19 protein-coding genes and 1 pseudogene are annotated in these 21,689 nt (G+C 47.8%); 13 read left to right on the top strand and 7 right to left on the bottom strand.

What is annotated here, in order from left to right:
• The gene (locus AC58VC_RS29640; RefSeq protein ID WP_497374166.1) at window positions 1–1,611 is read right to left on the bottom strand and encodes an S-layer homology domain-containing protein; all 1,611 of its coding nucleotides are present in this window, start codon (window positions 1,609–1,611) and stop codon (window positions 1–3) included.
• A 429-nt stretch (window positions 1,612–2,040) separates the two neighbouring features.
• Here AC58VC_RS29640 and AC58VC_RS29635 point away from each other — a divergent pair, with 429 nt between their 5' ends.
• A complete protein-coding gene (locus tag AC58VC_RS29635; protein ID WP_497374164.1) occupies window positions 2,041–2,616 on the top strand; it encodes a nitroreductase family protein in 576 nt (191 codons plus the stop codon).
• Between the two features lie 251 nt (window positions 2,617–2,867).
• Here AC58VC_RS29635 and AC58VC_RS29630 read toward each other — a convergent pair whose 3' ends face one another.
• The 5 genes from AC58VC_RS29630 to AC58VC_RS29610 form a co-directional block, all read right to left on the bottom strand.
• Window positions 2,868–3,779, bottom strand: coding sequence for a pseudouridine-5'-phosphate glycosidase (locus AC58VC_RS29630; RefSeq protein WP_497374162.1), 912 nt, complete (start codon window positions 3,777–3,779; stop codon window positions 2,868–2,870).
• Window positions 3,776–4,897 carry a carbohydrate kinase gene (locus AC58VC_RS29625; protein WP_497374160.1) on the bottom strand — a complete coding sequence of 374 codons (1,122 nt, stop codon included), beginning with the start codon at window positions 4,895–4,897 and terminating at the stop codon, window positions 3,776–3,778. Before AC58VC_RS29625 ends, AC58VC_RS29630 begins: the two co-directional genes overlap by 4 nt.
• Before the next feature lie 143 nt (window positions 4,898–5,040).
• Window positions 5,041–5,430 (bottom strand): hypothetical protein, encoded by a 390-nt coding sequence (locus AC58VC_RS29620; protein ID WP_497374158.1) that lies wholly within the window; start codon window positions 5,428–5,430, stop codon window positions 5,041–5,043.
• 101 nt (window positions 5,431–5,531) lie between these two features.
• Window positions 5,532–6,149 carry a PH domain-containing protein gene (locus AC58VC_RS29615; RefSeq protein ID WP_497374156.1) on the bottom strand — a complete coding sequence of 206 codons (618 nt, stop codon included), beginning with the start codon at window positions 6,147–6,149 and terminating at the stop codon, window positions 5,532–5,534.
• A gap of 132 nt (window positions 6,150–6,281) precedes the next feature.
• Window positions 6,282–8,873, bottom strand: a complete 2,592-nt coding sequence (locus tag AC58VC_RS29610) for an Ig-like domain-containing protein (RefSeq protein WP_497374154.1) — start codon at window positions 8,871–8,873, stop codon at window positions 6,282–6,284.
• Window positions 8,874–9,142: 269 nt separating this feature from the next.
• On the opposite strand from AC58VC_RS29610, the gene AC58VC_RS29605 reads away from it, so the two are divergent.
• The 6 genes from AC58VC_RS29605 (at window position 9,143) to AC58VC_RS29580 (ending at window position 16,548) form a co-directional block, all read left to right on the top strand.
• Window positions 9,143–10,879 (top strand): methyl-accepting chemotaxis protein, encoded by a 1,737-nt coding sequence (locus AC58VC_RS29605; RefSeq protein WP_497374152.1) that lies wholly within the window; start codon window positions 9,143–9,145, stop codon window positions 10,877–10,879.
• A 296-nt stretch (window positions 10,880–11,175) separates the two neighbouring features.
• Window positions 11,176–12,168, top strand: coding sequence for an ABC transporter substrate-binding protein (locus AC58VC_RS29600; RefSeq protein ID WP_497374150.1), 993 nt, complete (start codon window positions 11,176–11,178; stop codon window positions 12,166–12,168).
• Window positions 12,169–12,234: 66 nt separating this feature from the next.
• Window positions 12,235–13,245, top strand: coding sequence for a FecCD family ABC transporter permease (locus tag AC58VC_RS29595; protein ID WP_497374148.1), 1,011 nt, complete (start codon window positions 12,235–12,237; stop codon window positions 13,243–13,245).
• Entirely contained in the window at window positions 13,242–14,282 is a 1,041-nt protein-coding gene (locus AC58VC_RS29590; RefSeq protein WP_497374146.1) for a FecCD family ABC transporter permease, read from the top strand. Before AC58VC_RS29595 ends, AC58VC_RS29590 begins: the two co-directional genes overlap by 4 nt.
• Window positions 14,283–14,327: 45 nt before the next feature.
• The gene (locus tag AC58VC_RS29585) at window positions 14,328–14,909 is read left to right on the top strand and encodes a nitroreductase family protein (protein ID WP_497374144.1); all 582 of its coding nucleotides are present in this window, start codon (window positions 14,328–14,330) and stop codon (window positions 14,907–14,909) included.
• 97 nt (window positions 14,910–15,006) lie between these two features.
• Complete coding sequence (locus AC58VC_RS29580; protein ID WP_497374142.1) at window positions 15,007–16,548, top strand: AraC family transcriptional regulator; 1,542 nt, start codon at window positions 15,007–15,009, stop codon at window positions 16,546–16,548.
• 68 nt (window positions 16,549–16,616) lie between these two features.
• Here AC58VC_RS29580 and AC58VC_RS29575 read toward each other — a convergent pair whose 3' ends face one another.
• Window positions 16,617–17,906, bottom strand: coding sequence for a glycosyl hydrolase family 18 protein (locus tag AC58VC_RS29575; RefSeq protein WP_497374140.1), 1,290 nt, complete (start codon window positions 17,904–17,906; stop codon window positions 16,617–16,619).
• Window positions 17,907–18,094: 188 nt separating this feature from the next.
• Here AC58VC_RS29575 and AC58VC_RS29570 point away from each other — a divergent pair, with 188 nt between their 5' ends.
• The 6 genes and pseudogenes from AC58VC_RS29570 to AC58VC_RS29545 all read left to right on the top strand — a co-directional run bounded on the left by AC58VC_RS29570 (window position 18,095) and on the right by AC58VC_RS29545 (window position 20,980).
• Entirely contained in the window at window positions 18,095–18,868 is a 774-nt protein-coding gene (locus tag AC58VC_RS29570) for a hypothetical protein (protein WP_497374138.1), read from the top strand.
• Window positions 18,869–18,878: 10 nt separating this feature from the next.
• Window positions 18,879–19,334 (top strand): hypothetical protein, encoded by a 456-nt coding sequence (locus tag AC58VC_RS29565; protein WP_497374136.1) that lies wholly within the window; start codon window positions 18,879–18,881, stop codon window positions 19,332–19,334.
• A gap of 110 nt (window positions 19,335–19,444) precedes the next feature.
• A pseudogene (locus AC58VC_RS29560) lies at window positions 19,445–19,654 on the top strand (YiaA/YiaB family inner membrane protein); the annotation flags it as partial.
• A gap of 39 nt (window positions 19,655–19,693) precedes the next feature.
• Window positions 19,694–19,897: a YiaA/YiaB family inner membrane protein gene (locus AC58VC_RS29555; protein WP_497374330.1), complete on the top strand. Its 204-nt coding sequence runs from the start codon at window positions 19,694–19,696 to the stop codon at window positions 19,895–19,897.
• Window positions 19,898–19,989: 92 nt separating this feature from the next.
• Window positions 19,990–20,469, top strand: a complete 480-nt coding sequence (locus tag AC58VC_RS29550; protein ID WP_497374134.1) for a CBO0543 family protein — start codon at window positions 19,990–19,992, stop codon at window positions 20,467–20,469.
• A gap of 10 nt (window positions 20,470–20,479) precedes the next feature.
• Window positions 20,480–20,980, top strand: coding sequence for a CBO0543 family protein (locus tag AC58VC_RS29545; protein WP_497374132.1), 501 nt, complete (start codon window positions 20,480–20,482; stop codon window positions 20,978–20,980).
• Window positions 20,981–21,689: the final 709 nt, after the last annotated feature.

Raw genomic sequence — 21,689 nt, 5'->3', positions numbered from 1 at the left:
TTAGTTGCGTTTTAGCGTTACATAGCTTACTGCTTGTTCGCCTGATGGTGCTATAACTGACAATTCAAAAGACACGACATTGCCTTCAACGTGAACTAGCCCATTTTCGCTTACCGTTACAGTACCTACTGGGTCAACTCCGTTACCTTTTACAGCTCTGGTGACAACAAGTGTACCTAGTCCAAAGTTGTAATCTGCAATCTCTGTGTTTTCATATTCGTTGCCAAAATTGTCTGTCAGAGTAAGATCCATCTCCGTATATGGATTAATATCAGCTGTGTAGACGCCGTTACTAACCGTCATCGTTTTGGTGATGGAAGTTTCATCTGCTTTAATTTCTTTCACACTAATAGCATCGTTAGTAACCGTTACAGCTACGTGCAGTTGTTTGGAATCGTTGTTACCGATTTTGACAACCACAGTGACATCTGCGGTACCAGCTTTGTTGCCGAGTACGTAAGCGTGATGGTCAGCAGAAACACCTACTTTAGCAATACCAGAGTTCGATGAGAATGCGGACTGAACAATCCCCGGAACGGCAACAATGTCGCCGCTAGCGTTTTTTACTTGAATTTTGATTTCTTTAGCAAATTTACTTTGTGTAGGATCCTCGGCAATCGCCTTAGTGATCGAACCAGTCGCTGAATCTGTCAGCCCGCTATCGATGACAGCTGCCAATGTGTAGTTATCTTCAATAGAAACATTGCCAGTGTCGACAGGAGCTACGCTGAAGCTTCCAGTAGCTGTTTTGATCGTAGATGCATCAAGTCCGCCAAGTGTTACTGTATAATCACCCACGGCAAGGGCAGAGTCAACTGCAAGTGTTGCTGTAAGGCCATCTGTCGACCAAGTCGTCGTTGCAGGAACGGTTGTGGTACCATTTTTAAGCGTGAGAGTTGCTGCTGTTGTGTCTACTTTTTTGTTCAGTGTAACTTGAACTTGTTTATAGTCGGATGAAGCTTGAACTTTTGAGATCGAAATGAGTGCTTGGTTGTCATTGTCAAAAGCTTGCTGTGCAACATAAGAGCTTGTAACAAGGTCAGCGCGGTTAGCAGCTTGATCTCCGGATTTGCCAGAAGGATGAATGCCAAGCTCTGTGGCCTGTTTCACGGCATCCGCGTACCAAGGTGTACCTGTTACGGAAACTGTTTTCCCAAGTCCTTTAAGAAGCAAAGTATCGAGCTGACCCGCAGTTACGGAATCGCCAGGAACGAAAGTTGTGTCGGTAATACCGTCGATAAGTCCGGCTTTTTTCGCAGCCTCGATGTAAGGAATTGCCCAACCGTTAGCGGAATCGTCCGCCTGAACATCGGTAAAGCTGGACACCTTAACAGTAAGATCTACAGGAATGTCATAGATAAGTGTTGCTACTTTTGCAAATTGTGCGCGAGTCATATTTTGCGTAATGCCGAACGTGTTGTCGGATACGCCTTCGAATATATCGGATGCCAGCATAGCATCGATTTTGGCTTTTAATGAAGCATCGACACCGGTCAAATCGGTGAAATCAGCACTCGTTTTGCCAGCAGCAGAAGCTGGGTGAGTTAGGACAGCGGAAGTTAATAAAGAGAAAGCCATAGCAGCTGTCGCGATCATCGTTAGTTTTTTCATTTAGATGTAGTACCTCCTAGGTATAAATATATGATTATGATTCTAGCAAGCATTTTTGTTCGTACTGTTGCTATAACTATAGCTTGCCTGATAGCCCTTGTCATTGTCAAATTCTTGGCAGTCGAAGAGCGAGAGTGCTAAAAGTGAACGATAGTCCGCTATTTTTTCACTTTCATCTAACATAGACGTCATTATGGCTAAAAAAGTTTCTGTAGTTCTGCTAAGCTTCCCAAAGAAATTCTCACTAGATACCCAAGCCTGATGGAGCAAGAGATTACCCCGACCCATTAGGTTTTCTTATCGTCTTGTTGTCCTATTCCATTATTTTTGAATGACCTGTATGTTTGCTGTTGCAGGATCGCTCATATCACAATAGACTTAGAGTAGGAACATAATGAAGTGTAATTCAAGGAGTGGAGTGGGAGAAACATGGAATTAAAAGAAGCCATTCGCAATCGCCGGAGTATCGGGAAAGTGAAACAAGACCCTGTTGACAAAGCGCTGATTGAAGAAATATTGGAAGCAGGCACTTGGGCGCCAAACCATTGCCATACTGAACCGTGGAGATTTTGGGTGATGACGGGCGAAGGTCGGGGACTGTTAGGGAAGGGCTATGCTGAGGTAGCGGCCTCTGAAGCTGATCCGGCATTGACTGAGGAAGAGTTGGCTGTGCTAAAAGGTGCTCAGATGAAGAAAGCATTCCGCGCGCCAGTGGTTATCGCTGTGGCGGTTACGCCTTCTGCACAAGCCATTGTGCCAGAGATTGAAGAATACGCGGCTGCACATGCTGCTGTCCACAATATGCTTCTGACCGCGCACGCGCTTGGTCTGGGCACAATCTGGCGGACGGGAGCGCCGACCTATCATACGAAGATGCGCGAAGCCTTCGGCCTAGGCGCGAAAGAGGAGCTCGTAGGCTTCGTTTACCTCGGCTACCCGGACATGGCTCCGTCGAGAGCTGTGCGCACCCCATTCGAGCAAAAAACACTTTGGGTCAGCGAATAGGGTTCGCTGATTAAATGACTACAAAAAGTGCAGCAAATTCTCCGTGCTTACGCGACTTGAGAGAAAGTCATGTAATATGTACATCAAATTTTCGTTTTATCGCCTTGAATGGGGGGATTTGATGGAATTAGATGTAGGTTTTACATGATTTGGCCTTAAGTCGCTGGCGCGAGCTGAATTTACTGCACTTTTTGTATGTAAGAAAACCCTCCGATTTCCACAAATATTGTGGAGATGGAGGGTTAGCTTTGTTAGTTCTTCAGCGCAACCGCAACCTTCGCGGCGGTTTCGGCATTGTGGTACACCAGCGCGATATTCGTCTCTAAGCTGCGACCTTCGGTCAGCTGTTTGATGCGCGCTAGCAGGAAAGGCGTGACCTTCTTGCCGGTCACGTTCTGATCTTTGGCTTCAGCAAGCGCCTGCTGGATGAAGCTTTCGATCTCGACATGGTCCATAGCGGATTCCGCAGGGACCGGATTGGCGATGATGGCGCCTCCGGCAAGGCCGAGCTCCCACTTCGTGCGGAGCATGGCCGCAATGCCTGCTGCCTCATCGAGGCGGAAGTCTACGCCGTAGCCGCTTTCGCGGGCGTAGAAGGACGGGAACTCGCTCGTCTTATAACCAACCACGGGAACGCCGTGGGTTTCCAAATACTCGAGCGTGCGGCCAATATCAAGAATGGACTTCACGCCTGCGCAGACAACGGCAACGTTCGTCTGTGCCAGTTCCGTCAAGTCGGCGGAGACGTCCATCGTCACTTCGCCCTCACGGTGAACGCCGCCAATGCCGCCGGTAGCGAATACTTCGATGCCCGCCAGCGCCGCGCCGATCATTGTGGCTGCAACGGTTGTCGCGCCGATTTGGCCGGATGAGAGGATGTAGGGGAAGTCGCGGCGGCTGACTTTTTCCACATGTGGATTCGTCGCAAAAGCTTCGAGCTCCTGCTCATTCAAGCCGATTTTGATCTTGCCATCCATGATCCCGATCGTAGCCGGAACGGCACCGTTATCGCGGATAATTTGTTCAACCTTTTTGGCCATTTCTATGTTTTGCGGATAAGGCATCCCGTGAGAAATGATTGTGGTCTCTAGCGCCACGACAGGTTTATTGTTTGCCAAAGCCTCTTTAACTTCATCAGTAAACGTTAGGTAAGTTGTATTCATAATGTGGATTCGTCTCCTTTTGTCAGGTGAAGTAAGGTATGTTGCAGTCGTTCTACCGTCAGTTCGCTCGCGACAGATTGATCGGTTTGCAGTGTAATGTGAGAAGCGGCGAGTCCGTAAATGCAGGATTCCATATAGGTGGATTGCCGCATGACCCCATAAGCAATACCAGCGACAAAAGCATCGCCTGCGCCGGTGACCTCCACAACCTTGGTGGGAATGGGCGGGAAATGCCGCTCGCCTTCCTCGCCAGCATATATCACGCCTTGGCTGCCGAGTGTAAGGAAGACATGACGGACGCCGCGTGCGCGGATCGCTCCTGTAATCAGGCTATAATCGTCGTTGCTGCTATTGCTGTCTGGCGCGATACCTGCCAGTTGGCAAGCTTCCTCCAAATTGGGGAAAATCGCCGTTACACCGTGCAGTTCTTGCGGCAGTTTTTTGGCCTTTTCCGAAGAGACAGGATCAATAAATAGCGGTAGGTTTTCTTCCCTGCACCGATCAATCAGTTCGGCAAGTGTCTCAGCGGGTAAATTCGTATCCGCAATGACGAGCTTGGCAGAGGCTACATGCGGCCATTTGTCCCGGAGCAGGGCTGGTGTACATTTATCGTAGATGTCCATATTAGCAAAAGCGAGAAACATCTCGCCTGTCGCGTCGAGCAGAGCCGTGTACGTTCCGGTGTTTTCACCTTGGAGTACGATGGCTTGGCTGACGTCAACGCCGCGCTTCCGCGTTTCTTCCAACACCCATTGGCCGGCCTTGTCATCGCCAACAACCGTGAGCAGCGCCGCCCCGCATGCTAGTCCTGCCAGCGTCTCCGCGATATTGCGGGCAACACCCCCGCAGGATTCCGTTACGGTGACTGGATTCGAAGAGGCTAGGCGAATGGCTTGCTTGCTAGTCGCTTTGCTGTCTAGGTTCGCACCGCCGATACACATGACCGTATTCTCATCCGATGTCACGTAAGCACGCCCGCGAATCGTCCCCTTCTTGGTCAGGGCAGCGATGTAGCCGGCGACAGCGGACCTTGAAATACCGATGATGCTGGCAATTTCATGCTGAGAGATGAATGGATTCTGACGAATGAGCGCTAAAATTTGCTGTTCACGATCCATGAAATGGCTCCTTTCGATCGTTGACTATCTTTAGTTTATAACAGCGATGGACAAAAGTCCAAACATTAGACATTTGTCCGTATTGCGTTCGCAAATGAAAAGGAGCCTGCTTCCCAAACCGGAAACAGTGCTCCTTTAATCGTTTATTCTGAATAAGTAGACTCCGAACGGCTTCTGATGCCGAGCAGCCCTAGCAGTCCCAACAGGCCGATATAACTCCAACCGCCCCATCCCTTATCTGCTTTTTCCTGCGTATGAACCATTAAAGCCTTCATCGAGGTTGGCGGTGTAAGTCCATAGGCCGCGGCATGCTGATTCATATCCGTAGTCATATGCAGCCTTGAGTCTGCGCCAGGCATACCGAATGGATTTGTCTGATAAAAAGTAGGTGAACCTTGCTTGGCCGCCTCCCAGCCTCCAGCATTGGATACCATTTGTTGATTATGCGGATGTTTCCGATAATGATGAGCCCCAAGCAGGACGGTAATGCACAGAAAAGAAATCAAAGCTAGTTTTACAAATCGGGGAAACATGGTCCATACCTCCAAGCACTTCTTAAATAGTAGCCTGTAAATGCAGGTATGGATATATTCCCCTATGTACGAAAACTTATGTATCAACAAATTAGGACATACTATTGATTAATGAATTTCTCAAAAACAAAACCGAAATCCTTCACTTTGTACTGCTTATGCGTGCTCACGAGCCAGTCGAAAGCGCCTTGATTGACCATCTTGAATTCCTCGGAAAGCTTCTGCCCTTCGGTTTTCGTCGTACGGTTTAATGTGGCGGAAGCCAGCTCGATACTTTGCTTCGCATAGTCAAGGAAGTGCTCATTTTCCTGCGTGATTTCCGAAATTTTGATCAGGGCTTTATACAGGTCCTTCAATTCTTCTACATGCTTTTTGTGCACATCAATGGAGAAGATGACGGAACCCAGCACGAATTTGATCTCCACATCGAGATCCACCGTGCCTGCTGTTTCCAAGGAAACTTGGGAAATGGCATATTTGCTGTAAGGGTAGCGGTGCAGCACACGTTTCTTGCTTACGGCGCTTGTGCCGTCGAGATGAATTAAAGCTTGATTCGTGAAGCAGTATTCATCCGACTTGGACTTAATCAAAAAGAAAATCTTCTCGTTATCCTCATGCAGAACGTAATCATCGCTATCTACCTTATCGTAATTTTCAGGCTTAATCACTGAACCTACATCACTTAACCCCAGAATGTCAGCTGCTACTCTACCGAACATAATATCAATCCTCTCCTGAGCAAATAAATACCTATTAAGTATAGTACAAATTATGGAATTCAGGCGAGTGTTATGACATAAAAAAAGGGCTATCCCGAAGTAGAAGTATCTACTTGAGGGATAGCCTTTGTTTTATTTGGTAACTGTCACTTGAACCGTTGTTCTCATGTTAGAATACGTCACTGTAATTCTCGCAGTTCCTTTGCCGGTTGCTTTGATAATGCCGTCTTTCACATCCGCGATCATGATATTCGACGATGTCCACAAAGCTGGCTTCGTGACTTCCTCTTCTGATCCATCCGTGTATGTGGCTAGAGCTTCGATGTTGGCTGTGCTGCCTTCTTTGAGCTCGACTTTGACAACATCGGTTTTCAAATATTTAAGAGAGTCGATTTCCACTGGAATGGCAACCATTTTGCCGCCGAAAGATCCGGTGATTGTCGTTTTACCTGAAGCTGTTGGTGTGAACAGTCCATTCGTAACGGTACCCAGCTTATAGGCGCTAACTTTCCATGTCGCGGATTCCGTGACATCTTTGGTTGTGCCGTTCGAGAGCGTCGCGGTCAATTTAATTTGAACTTGATCGCCTCTTTTGGTCACGATGAAAGTCTTATCCGCAACGAGTCCTGCAACTACGCCGATTTCAACCGGTATAGAAATATTTTTACCGCCATAAGTTGCGGTAATGGTTGCTTTCCCACGTGATACCGGGGTTACAACCCCTTTGGACACTAGCACAATAGCGCTATTGCTTGATTTCCACTCTGCATCGTTGGTAACTGTACGCGATGCACCTGAGGAATCTGTAGCCGTCAGAACGATAGTACGTGTTTCATTCATATCAAAAACTAGATTAGCTACATTCGCCGTAAGATCGCTTGCCATATCGATTTGGACAGGAATAGTTACTGTTTTGCTGTCTAGCTGAGCTGTCAATGTAGCTTCTCCAGAAGCGATAGCCTTCACTACTCCGCCGTCAACCGTCGCCGATTTCACATTGCTGCTGGTCCAGATCACGTCGGAGGTAACATCTTTTTTCGTTTCATCGGTGTAAAGGGCTTCGGCTTTCAAGGTAACTGAGTCGCCTTTTTTCATAATCAGTTTTTCCTGGCTAATCGTGAGGGTCTTCAAAACGCCTACAGACACTTGAATGACCGCTGTGCGTGTTCCATATTTCGCAGTAATGGTCGCTGCGCCGGTCGCAAGACCGAAGATTTCGCCGTCCCGTGCCTCGGCAATATCCTTGGAGCTGGTTGTCCACTCGGCTTTGCTCGTGACATCAACCTCACGTCCGTCTTTGAAAGAAGCCATTAATTTGATTTTATCGGAACCGCCGATTTGTAGGTTAACGGTTTTCTTGGTTGGTGTGATGATGGTAGGGATATCGACTTCCACTTTCGTGGTCGTTGTTTTGCCGCCGTATTTCGCTGTTATTGTAGCGACGCCGGCTTTGTAAGTCGTGATTTTTCCTTTGATGACGAAAGCAACATTCTCATCATCCACGCTCCACTCGGCGCTTTGCGTAACGTCTGCGCTTGTGCCGTCAGCATAGGTAGCATAAAGAACTAGGGTTTGATCTGTTCCTGCTTGCAAGGAAACAAGATCGGTATCTACAACCAATCGGCGCGGAACTTCCACGTCTATATTGGCTACAACGGCTTTATCCCCGTATTTCGCGTAAACCTTCGCTTCGCCGATTGCGATCGCAGAGAGCTTTCCTTTTGAAACTTGGACGATATCCTCGTCACTGGACGCCCACTCGGCGCGATCTGTGATATCTTCCGTTTTTCCATCAGCATAGGTAGCGGTTAATTTCAATTCACCAGAAGTATTTTTCTTCAGAAGCAAATTCTGCTTATCTAATTCAAGTTTAAGGGTGCTATCTACATCAACCGTTATCGTCGTAGATTTAGTGCCGTAAGTTGCCGTTAAGTTGGCCTTTCCCGCACTATAGCCCGTAACCTTGCCCTTGATAGCATCAGCAACATTGGCTTTATCTGTTGTCCAGACAACTTTCTCTGAGACGTCGGCAATGTCGCCGTTCGGATAAGTTGCCATAATTTTAATATCTGCTGTTCCGTTCAGCAGTAAGGATACGCTTGAGCTTTCAGCGTCAATCCGGCGGACAACCTCAACATCAACAGGCAGGGTTAGTGATTGATTCATATATTTGACCGTTACGGTTGCACTTCCCGGATTTTGTCCCTTAACCAAACCGTTCGTAACCGTAACGATAGAGCTTGTATCTACCGTGTAGTCTGCTTTATTCGTCACATTCTCGGATGTGCCGTCATCGTAGTAGGCGGTAATTAATAGCTGTTCTGTTGCATTAAGACGCAGCTCGAGAGAGCGTTTGTCTGTCGTTAACGATTTTACTTTTTTGCTTACAGTGACATTCACGATCTCGGTTTTACCCATATAAGTAGCGGTAATAACGGCTTTTCCTTCTTTTTTGGCTGTCACTACACCTGCATAGACGGAAGCAACATCTGTCGTGCCGGAATTCCAATCCGTTTTGACCGTTGCATTCTCGGTAGATCCACTTACGAAAATAGCGGTTGCTGTCAGATTCGCAGTATCCCCAACTTGCAAAGCAAGCTCATTCTTGTTCAGGACGAGTTTGGAAATCTCATCAGCGGCAAAGGCGTTTCCTGCGACTAAAGATTGACTGGCTAGAATGAAAATGAAGACCAAGGATAACCACTTGCTGTGTCTAAACCTCACGTTAATAATCCCTCCGATATCGTTCCGTAATAAGTTATGAATAAAAAACTGGGAACCTATTTAGTATCGGATATTAATGGGATGAAATGAATAGCTGTCACAATATCTACCGAATTTTAACCTTAGGATGATAAATCTAGTTCTACTTTTTCGTAAAACAACAAAAAGCAATTAATAAAAATAAAATAAATAAAATTCAGTTGTGTTTATTGTTAACTTTTTGAATGACCTGTATATTTAAAGCAGATTACTCATGGGGAGATGAGAAAGTGAAGAAGATCAGGTTTATGGGCGTGGTGGGAAATTTAAAAATTAGTATGAAAATATTGGCGTTGAATATGTTGGCTGTCGTTTTCCTCATCATCCTGACGGTGACAAGCTTCTTTTTTCTCAGTGATATCAACAAAAAAGCGGAAAAGATGTACGAAAGCGATTATTTGCCAACAACTTGGATTAATGAAGTGGAGAGCAACGTTCATACCATGAACGATAGGCTCCTGGAACATATTTTAACACCGGATAGCCACTACAAGAACGTTCTAGATAATGAGATCACCAAAACTCGCGTAAAAACCAGTCAGTTATTGAAGGATTACGAAGAATCCTTGGAGGGGGAACCCGTAGGGACATTATGGATGTCTAAGTTAAAGGCAGCACTAGTCGCCTATGAGGAAGATCAGCGAAAAGTGGAGACTTTGTCGGCAACAGGGCAGACACAAGAGGCTTATCAATACTATAAAACACGGATCAAAAGCAAGATGGAGGACATCGGCGGTTATATGGACAGCTTGCAGCAGGACCGGCTGGAAACTTCAGAGACGTTAAACAAAGAGCGTAACCAGCAGTATCAGCGCTTGATCTGGACATTGATTATCTCTTCGATTTGCGCGATCGGGATTTTTTATGTGATAGGCAGATGGCTGTCTGCGCTCATTATCAGACCGCTGCATGCGATGCAGCAGCTCATGGCCGAAGCGGAAGCAGGCAATCTTTCCATTTCATTAGAGAGTGTTGTTTCGAAAGATGAAGTCGGTAATTTGCAGCGCTCGTTCCAATCCATGTTAATCAGCCTGCGAGCATTTATCGGGAATGTTCAGCAAGGCGCGCATGTCCTCACACAGCAGGCTGAGCAGTTCGCCAGCAATGCTGAGCAAAGCAAGCTGGCTGCGGAAACGATTGCTGTTTCGACAGACTCTTTGTCGCAAGGCATCCAAGAGCAAGTAGCGATTGTCACAGAGACGTTATATACCATCCAGGTTGTGAAAGATGAAATGGCTGCTATTAGCGAAGACAGTCGTCATATGGCGCAGCTGGCGGAATCGGCGGCAGATGCTTCAATAGCCGGAATGGATGCTGTAGAGAGAATGCGGGAGCGAATAGGGCTTGTTTCTGACAAAGTTTTGGCGGCTGGGACAACTGCGAACGAACTACGCTACAGCTGTGGTCAAATAAGCTCCATCATTCGTGTTATTACGGAGATTGCGAAGCAAACAAACATGTTGGCCTTGAATGCTGCTATTGAAGCTGCCAGAGCGGGGGAAGCGGGCAGAGGATTCAGTATTGTAGCGGGAGAGGTACAGAAGCTATCCGGGCAAACGAATGATGCGGCGAAACAAATCGCAAGTCTTCTGAATGAGATCGAGGGCAAAGCAGGGGACGTGGATACGGCGATGAGTCAAGGTATGAAGCTGACGGAAGACGGTGTGATTGCTTCGCAGCAAGTGAATGATTCGCTTTTGTCGATGAAAGAAGCATTTGGCGGGGTCTTAATGAAAGTGGAGGATGTGAGCGCAGCGATCGCTCAAGTCACGACCCGTAGCGACGAAGTCGTTACGCATATGGAGCGCGTTACAGAGTCAGCGAATATAGGTGCAGCTGCGAGCCAGGATTCAGCGGCAGCGAATGAAGAACAGCTTGCTATGATGGAGGAGTTCTCTACCTCCTCCAGGACGTTGTCTGACATGGCAGGGCAGCTTCAACAAGCAGTTGACCGTTACCGGGTGTAAACGGAGGATAGGAGAGGCTGTTGCGCGGTCATTGGATGACTTGGGACAGCCTCTTTTTGGTGTTAATTTCTGCTTCATCTGATACGCAGCCTAGGACTGAAGTCGCTCATTTACCACACATGGGAAAGAATAAGACAAGAAAATAGATAAAATCGGATATGTACAATGCTAAATTACCCCTATATAATGATAATGATAATTATTATCAATTAAATAGGGGCTAGCATTCGCATTCAAATAGAGATGACTCGATCATCGTCTTTGGTTGCCTTGCTGAACAAGGAGGAAGAAAGAAAATGAGAGCATTACAATTCGTACTTGCCTTAGTGTTGACACTTGCACTATCGGCCTGCGGAACATCCGCAACGACAACGAAGGAAAGCGCAAGCAGTCCTGCCGCTCCGGCAGCAACTGCCGCACCACAGACGGATACAGGAGAGAAAACGATCAAGCATGCGATGGGTACAGTGACGCTCAAGAAGAAACCTGAGCGCGTTGTCGTTTTGTTCAACGGCATGACGGATATTACCGCTCATCTAGGTGTGAAACCGGTAGGTTCGGTTCAATCTTGGGAAGAGAAGCCATGGTACAACTATCTTCGCGCCAAGATGGACGGGGTGAAGGATCTTGGGGAAGAGACGCAGCCGAACATCGAGGCAATCATTGCGCTTAAGCCGGATCTGATTATCGGGACGAAAGCCCGTCATGAGAAGCTTTACCCGCAGCTTAGCAGCGTCGCGCCAACGATTATTACTGAAGAAATTTTCGACTGGAAAGCGAATTTGAAATATGCCTCTGACGCGCTGTACAAGAAAGAAGAAGGGGATAAAATCCTCGCCGATTGGGATAAGAAGGTTGCCGAATTTAAGCAAAAAGCAGGTGATAAACTGGCGAAAACGGAAGTTTCGATCGTCCGCTTTGAAAGAGACGGCAGCTCACGTTTCTATGCAACAGGTTTTGCCGGTACGATCTTCAAAGAATTAGGCCTAGCGCGTCCGAAAGCGCAAATCCTTGAACCAGGCAAGGCTGTTCTGAACTTGACGACCAAGGAACAAATGTCATCGCTGGATGGGGATTACATATTCGACATCACAAGGCTGAATGCTGAAGAGCCAGCGGTTGAGAAATCCCAGAACGATTGGACCGCGCATCCTCTCTGGAAAAATCTAAAGGGTGTTAAGAACGGCAAGTACTTCAAAGTTGACGCAATTACATGGAACTTGGCGGGAGGCTCGATGGCTGCTCAAGCCATGTTGGCTGACCTCTACAAATACTTTGATATTAAATAATGAAATACGTAAAGGAATGAGCGATCTAATTGCTCATTCCTTTACGAGCATAGGGAGACTCTCGAGATGAATTTTAATAAAACGAGCTTATGGAGAGCTGGTTGGTTGCTGGTTTTTGTCCTTGTTATGCTCGGATGCTTTGTCGCGAGCATTCTTTTTGGCACTACGCGGTACGATATGGCGACGGCGTGGTCGTCGATTTTTCACTATGACGAGACAGTGAATGAGCAAATTATTTTGCGCACGACAAGATTACCGAGAGCTTGCATTGCCTCAGCGGTTGGCGCCAGCTTGGCCATTGCCGGTGCTCTGATGCAAACGCTAACCCGCAATCCGTTGGCGTCACCAAGCGTGCTGGGCGTAAATGCGGGAGCCTCCTTCTTCGTCGTACTGGCTGCGGTTACGTTCTCAGTTTCATCGCTGCAGGCGTTGATGTGGATTGCTTTTATCGGAGCGGCAGTAGGTGCTGTTACGGTCTACATGCTGGGATCTATCGGGAGGGATGGCCTGACGCCGCTTAAGATCGTGCTGGCCGGCTCAGCTATGACGGCGCTGTTCGCATCCTTTACTCAGGCCGTTCTAGTATTGAATCAGCAGGGGATCGGTACGGTGCTCTTCTGGCTGACAGGTACGGTTGCAGGACGTTCTCCTGATTTTCTCATTGTCGTGCTGCCGTACTTGGCCATCGCATGGGTTGGCGCTTGGCTGCTCTCCAAGGATATGAATTTGCTGCAGATGGGGGAAGAAGCGGCGAAGGGGCTAGGGCAAAAGACGGTGTTTATTAAGTCCCTTGCTGGCATTTTCATTGTTGTGCTAGCGGGCTGCTCCGTATCCGTTGCAGGTCCTATCGGTTTTATCGGTATCGTTATCCCGCATATTTCAAGATTTTTCGGCGGCTTAGACCACCGGTGGGTTATTCCGTATTGTGGGGTGCTCGGAGCGATCCTGCTCATGCTGGCGGATATTGGCGCACGGTTCATTGCGATTCCCGAGGAAATGCCGGTCGGGGTCATGACCGCAGTCATCGGAGTTCCTTTCTTCATCTATATAGCGCGAAAGGGGCTGGCCAAATCATGAAGCTATACAACACAATTCGGTTCAAGGGCGGAGCTATCTCGCTCCTTGTACATCGGAAATCCCTACGCGTCACGTTCATGCTGCTGATTGCTTGTATTGTCATAGCAATCGTCAGCACGGGGCTCGGGGAAATGGTCATATCTCCGCTGAATGTAGTTCGCAGCCTTTTCGGTATCGGTGCGGAAGATCATACGATGGTGATTCAGAAGATCCGTCTTCCCCGTATCATCGTAGCCCTCTTGGTCGGCGCTTCTTTGGCAGCGGCAGGTGCAATTCTGCAAGGTATTATTCGTAATCCGTTAGCATCCCCTGATATTATGGGCGTCACTGGCGGAGCTTCCGTCGGTGCGGTGACGTTCCTGACGTATTTTCTTGGCATCTTCAGTATCCGCTGGCTGCCGGTTGCGGCGATGCTGGGGGCGGCCATTGTTTCCATTATCCTCTATACGCTCGCTTGGAAAAAAGGGATCACGCCAGTACGGCTGGTTCTAGTCGGTGTCGGCATGGCCGCTTTGATGTCGGCAGCGACAACGATGATGCTTGTGTTCAGTCCGACGAATGATCCGGCGCAAGTGTACCTTTGGTTGACAGGTTCGGTGTATGCGTCGAACTGGGAGAATGTCCTCACTGTATTGCCATGGACGGTGCTGCTGCTCCCGCTTGCGTTCATCATGGCTCGGCATATCAATATCGGTCAGCTAGGCGATGAACTCGCGACTAGTGCTGGCAGCGCTGTGGAGAGAAATCGCCTGATCCTGCTGCTGATCAGTGTGGCGCTTGCTGGTTCAGCAGTTTCCGTGGCGGGCGGCGTGGGTTTCGTTGGGCTGATTGCACCGCATATGGCCCGAAAGCTGGTTGGCTCCAGCTTTGAAAATGTGCTGCCCGTCGCTGCTTTACTCGGTGGTACGGTTGTCATGCTGGCGGATCTTGTGGGCCGCACGCTTTTCCTTCCGCTTGATGTTCCGGTTGGGGTATTTACCTCTGCCATCGGCGCGCCATTCTTCATTTATTTGCTGTATACCAAACGGAACTCATGATAAAAGTGGTTGCTTATTTTACCGAAACGAGAGAGGGGCATAAGGATGAGCTTATCCGAATCTATATTGAACCAAGGCAGCCCAATTGCCAAGGTCATTAAAGGTAGAAGAACGATCAGGACGTTTAAGGACACACCGGTCTCAGACGAATTGCTGTTGGAACTGCTGAATGTCGCGATTTGGGCGCCGAATCATGAGAACAGACAGCCCTGGCGTTTTCTTTTGTACAAAGGCGAGGGGCGGGCTGCTCTGGCAGATGCGATGCTGCAAACTTACTCAGGTGAGGAACGCGAAAAATATGGGAAGCGCAAGCGTGAATATTTCCTGGAGGTGCCTGTCCATCTAGTCGTGGTGCTGAAAGAGGATACGCGTCAAAAACAGTGGGATGAAGATTACGCAGCAGCTTGCGCGCTCATTCAAAATTTCCAGCTTGCTGCATGGGAACAAGGCCTAGGCGTCGTTTGGAAAACAAACCACTACAATTATGAAGCGGATTTCCGGGAAGCGATCGGCATTCAACGGGAGGAGAAGATTGTTGGTGTCCTGCATATTGGCTATCCAGAAGTCATTCCGTCTGTACAGAAGCGCACGCCTGCAGAAGAGTTGTTGACGATTATCGATAAATAAACGGCAAAAAACCTTTTCAAGTCGAGAACGAGCATTTAATATAGCATATATATGATAATGATTCTCATTCTTCGATTTGCAAAGGGGGAAATACAGCATGTTTCCGGCTTCGGGTTCCGAATTCGCTTTCGTCTATTTCTCTTCGATCCGTAAGCGCTGCTATCACAACCAGAATTCCTTGCAGACAAGGATAAGTCCAGGTGAACTGCTGGTCATCGTGACTCACGGGAAGGGCTATCTCTACACCGAGCATCAAACGGTTCCCATTAAGCCGGGGCAATGCCTATGGCTGATGCCAAACCAGAAGTTCGACGTACGGCAGGAGTCGGAGACTGTGGAAGTATATCTCCTTGCCGTCCATAAGCTGACTGTGGCTAGACGCAAAGGTGATTGGAGCTGCTCGCCGCAGACTGTTAAGCCGTCAGGCAAGCTGAATTCTGTCATGATGAGGCCGATGCTAGACGACGTTGAGCGCCTGTATGAAGAGAGCAGAGGCCGCAGCTTAACGGACGCCGGACTGCAAATGCGTTTCCAGAGCCTTTTATGCGAGATGAATGAGAAGTTTGGCGCGCAGCGTGAAGCAGGGGAGGCCTTAGGCGGTATTGATGAGACTCTTAGCTATATGCATCAACATTACAATGAAAAGATCAAGCTGGAGACCTTGTCGAATCTCGTAGGCCTTACGCCAACCTCGTATTCGAGGAGCTTTAAGAAAGCCAAAAATATGTCCCCGGTTGAATATCTGAACCAAATCCGCATGGATTCCGCCAAACGGCTCTTGGATGAACCCGGATGCTCGGTCAAATCAGCCGCCAGCGCCGTCGGTATGGGCAGCGAGTTTTATTTTAGCAGGATGTTCAAGAAGTCTGTTGGCTTATCACCAACTCTTTATATCAAAAGAAAGCAATTGAAGGTAGCTTCAGCCTCCTGCTTCGGGTATAAAGACTGCTTGCACTCCTTGGGTGTAGAGGATACTTATGAGTTGAGCGCATATCGGTTCATTCGTTCAGGGGAGGATAGGCACCTTGTGGAACTTCAACTGGAGCAAATGCGGGAATATCGCCCGGATGTTATCCTTGCCGATGTTCGGCATCTGCCTATCTATGAGCAGCTGAAACAGATTGCACCTACGGTTGTTCTTCGTCTCAGCATGGACTGGCGGATGGGTTATATGCAATTAGCCGAATTGATTGGTCGAGAAACGGAGGCAAGGCATAACTGCCTTCAACTTGCTGCCAGAGTGTTAACAGCGAGGGAGCGTCTTTCCCATACGTTCGGCAATAGAACGGTTTCTATGATCAGGCTGCAAGCCGGGAAGATTCGTCTCCAAGGGAGAAAAGATCATCCATTGAATAATCTCCTGTACGACGAGTTGGGGCTGCAGCCGGGCAACTGTGTGCCCTGGAACCAAAGGAATAAGGATGTTACGTATGAGAGCTTGATGTCGTCCGAAACCGATTATTTGTTGGTGTACGAGGACTCGCTGGCGGACAGCCAGTTGCTGAAGATACCAACCGGGCACCGAACTTTAGCTGCTCAGAAACTGAAAACGTATCTCATACCGAACTGGGTCAGAATGAGCTGGGTGCCGACTGGTCAGCATCAAATCATCGATAGATTGGAGCAATGGGAGGATTAATCCAACATTGCCGTTATAACCGAAACCGTCAGGGATCCCTGACGGTTTTTTAATGTTTTATGCTGCTGTCATGCACGTTTAACGACTTTGAAATTCTCCTCCAGCAGCAGCCAGTTTTGAGGGAATCTAAGCCCCAGCTTCCAGTAACTGATACCTCGTAAGCCAAGCTCTTTCAGCAAACGGAACTTTGCCTGAATGGAGCGGGCATCTTCAAACCAGACCGTATGTTCCTTGCCGGCATCATCCCAATAGTTGAAGTGAGGAGCTTGCGCTGTGTAATCGTATAAGATTTGTGCATTGTACTTGCGAGCCAAATCAATCGCAGCTTGCGGGGAGACAGCCTTGGCGAATGGGCCGCCTTTCACGAAAGGCAGCGTCCAGTCATAACCGTACAGGTTCTGACCCATCATTACTTTGGACGCTGGCATTTCACTTATGGCATACTCGAGCACTTTGCGCACAGGACCGATGGGAGAGACTGCCATAGGGGGACCGCCGCTGTAGCCCCACTCGTAAGTCATAATCACGACGAAGTCCGCGATTTGGCCATGCGCCCTGTAGTCGTGAGCGGAGTACCACTCGCCGGCTTGGGTTGCGCTGGTCTTGGGCGCGAGGGCCGTGGACATCAAGTAGCCTTGTTGATGAATTTGATCCGCCGCTTTCCGCAGGAAGCGGGAATAAGCATCGCGATCATCCGGATATAGATGCTCAATATCGAAGTGAATATCTTTGAAGCCAAGCTCCTTAGCCGTGGATAAAATGGTTTGGAGCAAGCGGTCCTGAACGGTTTCGTCCGTGAGAATAATATGCCCGAGCTCCGCGCTGAACTGATCATTCTCCAGGTTGGTCACAACCATCATCAGAGTGGCCCCGTACTGCGAGGCGATTCCCCCAAGCTCGTTGAGAGGTGGAGGCTGCAAAGTGCCATCCCGCTGAATGCGGAAGGAGAAGGGGGCTAAATAGGTAAGGTGTGGAGCTGCTTCCCTAGCGGCTTGAAGCAGGGAGGGTGACACCTCGTTCCCCCTTGCCTCCAAGTAGGCATTTACTTCCGCTTGTGTGCGGGGAGTTGGCGGGATATATAGCCGGAAACCCACGGGTAATGGCTGGTACAAGGTGAGTCCATTGATAGATGCGAGCTCATTGAGATCAAGACCGAGCTTATGAGTAATCGAATAGAGGCTTTCGCCGGGCTGCACCCAATAGTACGAGCCTACGATTGGAATGACCAATGCCTGTCCGATGACCAGTGATTGACTGGGCGTCATCTCATTGGCTGCTGCAATCGTATCCACGGACACACCGTATGTTTGTGAAATGCGATATAACGTCTGTCCCCTTTGGACAACGTGGATTTGCATGGGGATTCCTCACTTTCTAACGTAAGCAAGGAACCATATCCGAGCCTACTTTTTTCTTTACCATATTCGAGGTGAAGCAGGTGGGTGTATGTCTACACGCAAACAATTGTTGAAAACGGATGCATATCTTGCCCACCAGCGAAGATAATAGAATAACTGGAAACATATTCTTCATAAGGATGCTGCACATGCCACAGAAACCCCGCCGTCAAATTGCTTTCGTCAGTTTATTAGGCATTACCCAGCTGCATTTGCGAAATCCCTACATTATTGCTTGGTGGTCTGCGGCTTTTCCAGGCTTTGGACACCTGCTGCTATCCAAGTACTTTCGCGGCTTTATGCTAATTGGTTGGGAGATGCTGATCAACAGCGAGATGCATTTAAACGAAGCTATTGTGTACACCTTTACAGGGCAATTCGAGAGGGCCAATGAGGTGCTAAACATCCGGTGGATGTCCCTTTATGCTCCTGTTTATTTATTTTCCATCTATGATACTTATCGCACGGCTGTGGATATGAACCATCAATATTTGCTTGCCAGACGGGAAAACGCACCGATTGAACCCTTCAAAATGTCTGGAATGGAAATAAATTATCTAGACAAACGGTCCCCTTGGCTGGCGATTGTCTGGTCCCTGTTGATGCCGGGGATGGGGCAGCTCTATACACATCGTATTATTAATGCCTTCTTTGTTCTCGGGAACTGGATTCTTGTATCTTATTGGTCTCATTTGCTTGAAGGCATTCATTATCTCCTGTATTGGGATCTAACTAGAGCGGGCAGCGTTCTGCATATGCATTGGATTCTCTTTCTGCCTTCCATTTATGGGTTCGCGGTTTACGATGCGTACGTTAATACGGTCGAGTACAACAAGCTATTTGATCATGAACAGGCCGTAATGTTAAAAAATGGCTATCAGCCTGGGCAATTTTCATTTCCTAAATCACCGCTGCGCAAATGAGGAGGATACCATGCATGTCATAGCGTCATTTGAACATTCAATTTATTTGGAGTTGGCGATAACGGCTGTTGAAGAAGCGGGTATTCTCAAGGAAAATATCTATGCGGTGCCGCTTCAGGAAAGACCAAGCAAGAAGAGGATGTTCGACAGCATCCATGGATCTGATGGCGTTAGTTTATTTGATGCGGGCGCTGCCTTGGCAACAGCCTTCACGGTCATAGGTTCCACTTATGGGTTTGTATTAAAAGGAGGAGCGATTCTTTGGGGGCTTATTGGCGCAGCTGTGGGGTTCACGCTAGGGCTCCTTATTGATATTTTGCATAAAAAGAAGAAAGGTGTGAAGAATCCAGCACCGGGTAAGAAGACCGAAGTGGTTGTCCTCGTCAACTGTACCAAGGAGGAGGCCAAGTACATCCAGACGATGTTTTGGGAGCATATGGCGTTAGGTGTGGCTGTTTGCGATTGATCGGTACTAGTGGTAAATAGTACTATTTGGAATGTTTTCCTTCTCCTATAATAAGTATCAAGAGCAAGATACTAAATGGTTGCAGCGGCAGCCACAGGAGGATTTCAAAGATGATACAGAGTACTCGCAAACGGAATACAACGGCATTTACTTTTATGGCATGGGCATCTTTTATCGGCGCTTTTCTGGCCATGTTTATCGGTATATATACGCTAGAGGAGTCACTAAGTGTAAAAGGTTATTTCGCGGTATGCGCCTTATTCCTGACGATGTCGGCGTTCGTGCTGCAAAAGGTCATCCGCGATAATTTAGAAGACAGCTACGATTCCCGGAAACGCAACACATCGGCTTTCACCTTCTTGGCCTGGAGCTCCTTCGCACTTGCGCTGCTGGGCATGTTCATTGGCATCATTAATCTCGAACAACTGCTTTCTGTAAAAGGGTATTACGCAGTTACGGCCTTATTCCTAACCATGTCTTCTTTCGTACTCCAAAAAACAGTTCGTGACAACAACGACGATGAGCCGCTGCAACCAGCAGAAAAAAATATTGAAGAGCTGTAAGTTGAAGCTCTTCTTTTTTTATCTCGGGGATAATTGGAAGTAATTCGGGCATATTGGGAATTAGGAGATTTCATGCAGAAAGGCTGAGAACCATGGCAATGGAACGAGTTATTTTGATCATCGTTTGGATCGTTTGTCTCATTATCATACCGATCAAGATACCGAAACATCGAACTCGGGAGGCCGTTCTGTTATTCCTATTTACGCAGATGATCACTTGGATCATGAGCTTGCTGTTAGTCGAGTGGCAGGCCATTGAGAATCCAGTACGCGAATTTCCGGCTGCCTCGGGGAGTAACTTTACCAATAATTATCTCTTTTTCCCGCTGGTTTCAACATTGTTTGCACTTTATTATCCAAGTCAGAAGTCGGGGGTAATCAGGTTTTTTTATCACATTCGTGTCGTCTTGTTCTTGGCGATCTATTTAATGTTTATTTCCAGCTATACAGAAATTCTGAAATATGTGCATTTCAATATTGTCCTTCACGTGGTTCTCTTATGGCTGGTCTTGAATGCGGTAAGAAGGTATGCGGAATGGTTTTTTCAAAGGAAGATACAGAAGGAAGGGTAGAACGACGGGTATGAATGTTAAGGTAGACTATCTCATTATCTTAGCTGTGTGGGCGATTTCTGCCATTGGAATGCTCCTTGTGCCCAAACGCTACCGTCGTAAAGCGCATGTTGCTTTTCTATTTCAGCAGTTTTTAAACTGGATTCTAGGTCTTATCGTTGTGGAACACAGATGGTTGGAATATCCGGTAAGAGAGCTTCAACGCAATTATTCGAGTCTAACGTTTGAATTTATTGGGTACCCGATCATTGCCGTGTATTTGAATATTTATTACCCAAAGGTGAAAAAGGGATGGGCACGCTTTTTCTTCGTGCTGGCCTTTCCGACAGCGATTACGGTGGTCGAAATTATACTTGAAACGCAAACTGAGTTGATCAAATATCATGCTTGGAACTGGTATTGGACGTTTATTAGCATTTGGGTGACTTTGCTGCTTTCACTTGTATTTAATCGTTGGTTTTTTGGGCGTGACGATGGGGATGCGGGGGCACAGGCGGAGGTCCCGCGCTAAAGTGTGCTCAGCGCTCGAAAAGTCTGTGTGAACGCTGTAACTTAACTGCCGCGTGGATGCTCAATCCCCGCGGTGTTTCCCGTTGTAACGCTGTTTTTCAACGCTAAAGTGTGCTCAACGCTCGAAAAGTCTGCGTTAACGCTGTAAAACAAGCTTAGCTGTCGCGTGGAAGCCCAATCCCGCCTTGTTTCCCGCTGTAATGCTGTTTTCAGCGCTAAAGTGTGCTCAACGCTCGAAAAGTCTGCGTTAACGCTGTAAAACAAGCTTAGCTGCCACGTGAAAGCCCAATCCCGGGAACTTCCACGACAGTTAACGATGTTTTACATCGTTACAGTGGGCACTTGATGCGTGTTACTTGCGTTAGCGATGAAAAATATCGATACAGCGGCGGAATCGAAGTTGGCAGGTGATATCCACGTGGACGCCCATACCCGCCGTGTTCCCCCCAACGGCCGAGTCCAAGTCGCCCTATGTTACACTTTCTACAACTAGTTGGCTGTAACTGCCAGGCTTGAGTAAGCTACACTGCACTTTCTGCAACCATTTGCCCTCAAAAGCTAATGTTTGAGCATAAATCCTGTGATTTCATTGCACTTTGTACAATGAAGGGGAGAAATACCGGATCAACCCCTCATTATATTGTACTGAGTACAACATAGAGAGCTTGCAGATCCGTTCCCATAGGCACCAGCGTAAAACAGACGAAAAA

The sequence above is a fragment of the Paenibacillus sp. J22R67 genome (genome assembly GCF_059692175.1).
The sequence above is the reverse complement of the archived record's forward strand: the minus strand, read 5'-3'. Positions and strand labels throughout refer to the sequence as shown.

What these genes read in the sequence shown, in the direction of transcription:
- AC58VC_RS29625 (WP_497374160.1), bottom strand. Translation starts at nt 4,897, where the DNA reads ATGGATCGTGAACAGCAAATTTTAGCGCTCATTCGTCAGAATCCATTC.
- AC58VC_RS29640 (WP_497374166.1), bottom strand. Translation starts at nt 1,611, where the DNA reads ATGAAAAAACTAACGATGATCGCGACAGCTGCTATGGCTTTCTCTTTA.
- AC58VC_RS29570 (WP_497374138.1), top strand. Translation starts at nt 18,095, where the DNA reads ATGCCACAGAAACCCCGCCGTCAAATTGCTTTCGTCAGTTTATTAGGC.
- AC58VC_RS29565 (WP_497374136.1), top strand. Translation starts at nt 18,879, where the DNA reads ATGCATGTCATAGCGTCATTTGAACATTCAATTTATTTGGAGTTGGCG.
- AC58VC_RS29635 (WP_497374164.1), top strand. Translation starts at nt 2,041, where the DNA reads ATGGAATTAAAAGAAGCCATTCGCAATCGCCGGAGTATCGGGAAAGTG.
- AC58VC_RS29595 (WP_497374148.1), top strand. Translation starts at nt 12,235, where the DNA reads ATGAATTTTAATAAAACGAGCTTATGGAGAGCTGGTTGGTTGCTGGTT.
- AC58VC_RS29615 (WP_497374156.1), bottom strand. Translation starts at nt 6,149, where the DNA reads ATGTTCGGTAGAGTAGCAGCTGACATTCTGGGGTTAAGTGATGTAGGT.
- AC58VC_RS29575 (WP_497374140.1), bottom strand. Translation starts at nt 17,906, where the DNA reads ATGCAAATCCACGTTGTCCAAAGGGGACAGACGTTATATCGCATTTCA.
- AC58VC_RS29630 (WP_497374162.1), bottom strand. Translation starts at nt 3,779, where the DNA reads ATGAATACAACTTACCTAACGTTTACTGATGAAGTTAAAGAGGCTTTG.
- AC58VC_RS29620 (WP_497374158.1), bottom strand. Translation starts at nt 5,430, where the DNA reads ATGTTTCCCCGATTTGTAAAACTAGCTTTGATTTCTTTTCTGTGCATT.
- AC58VC_RS29545 (WP_497374132.1), top strand. Translation starts at nt 20,480, where the DNA reads ATGAATGTTAAGGTAGACTATCTCATTATCTTAGCTGTGTGGGCGATT.
- AC58VC_RS29590 (WP_497374146.1), top strand. Translation starts at nt 13,242, where the DNA reads ATGAAGCTATACAACACAATTCGGTTCAAGGGCGGAGCTATCTCGCTC.
- AC58VC_RS29585 (WP_497374144.1), top strand. Translation starts at nt 14,328, where the DNA reads ATGAGCTTATCCGAATCTATATTGAACCAAGGCAGCCCAATTGCCAAG.
- AC58VC_RS29600 (WP_497374150.1), top strand. Translation starts at nt 11,176, where the DNA reads ATGAGAGCATTACAATTCGTACTTGCCTTAGTGTTGACACTTGCACTA.
- AC58VC_RS29580 (WP_497374142.1), top strand. Translation starts at nt 15,007, where the DNA reads ATGTTTCCGGCTTCGGGTTCCGAATTCGCTTTCGTCTATTTCTCTTCG.
- AC58VC_RS29550 (WP_497374134.1), top strand. Translation starts at nt 19,990, where the DNA reads ATGGCAATGGAACGAGTTATTTTGATCATCGTTTGGATCGTTTGTCTC.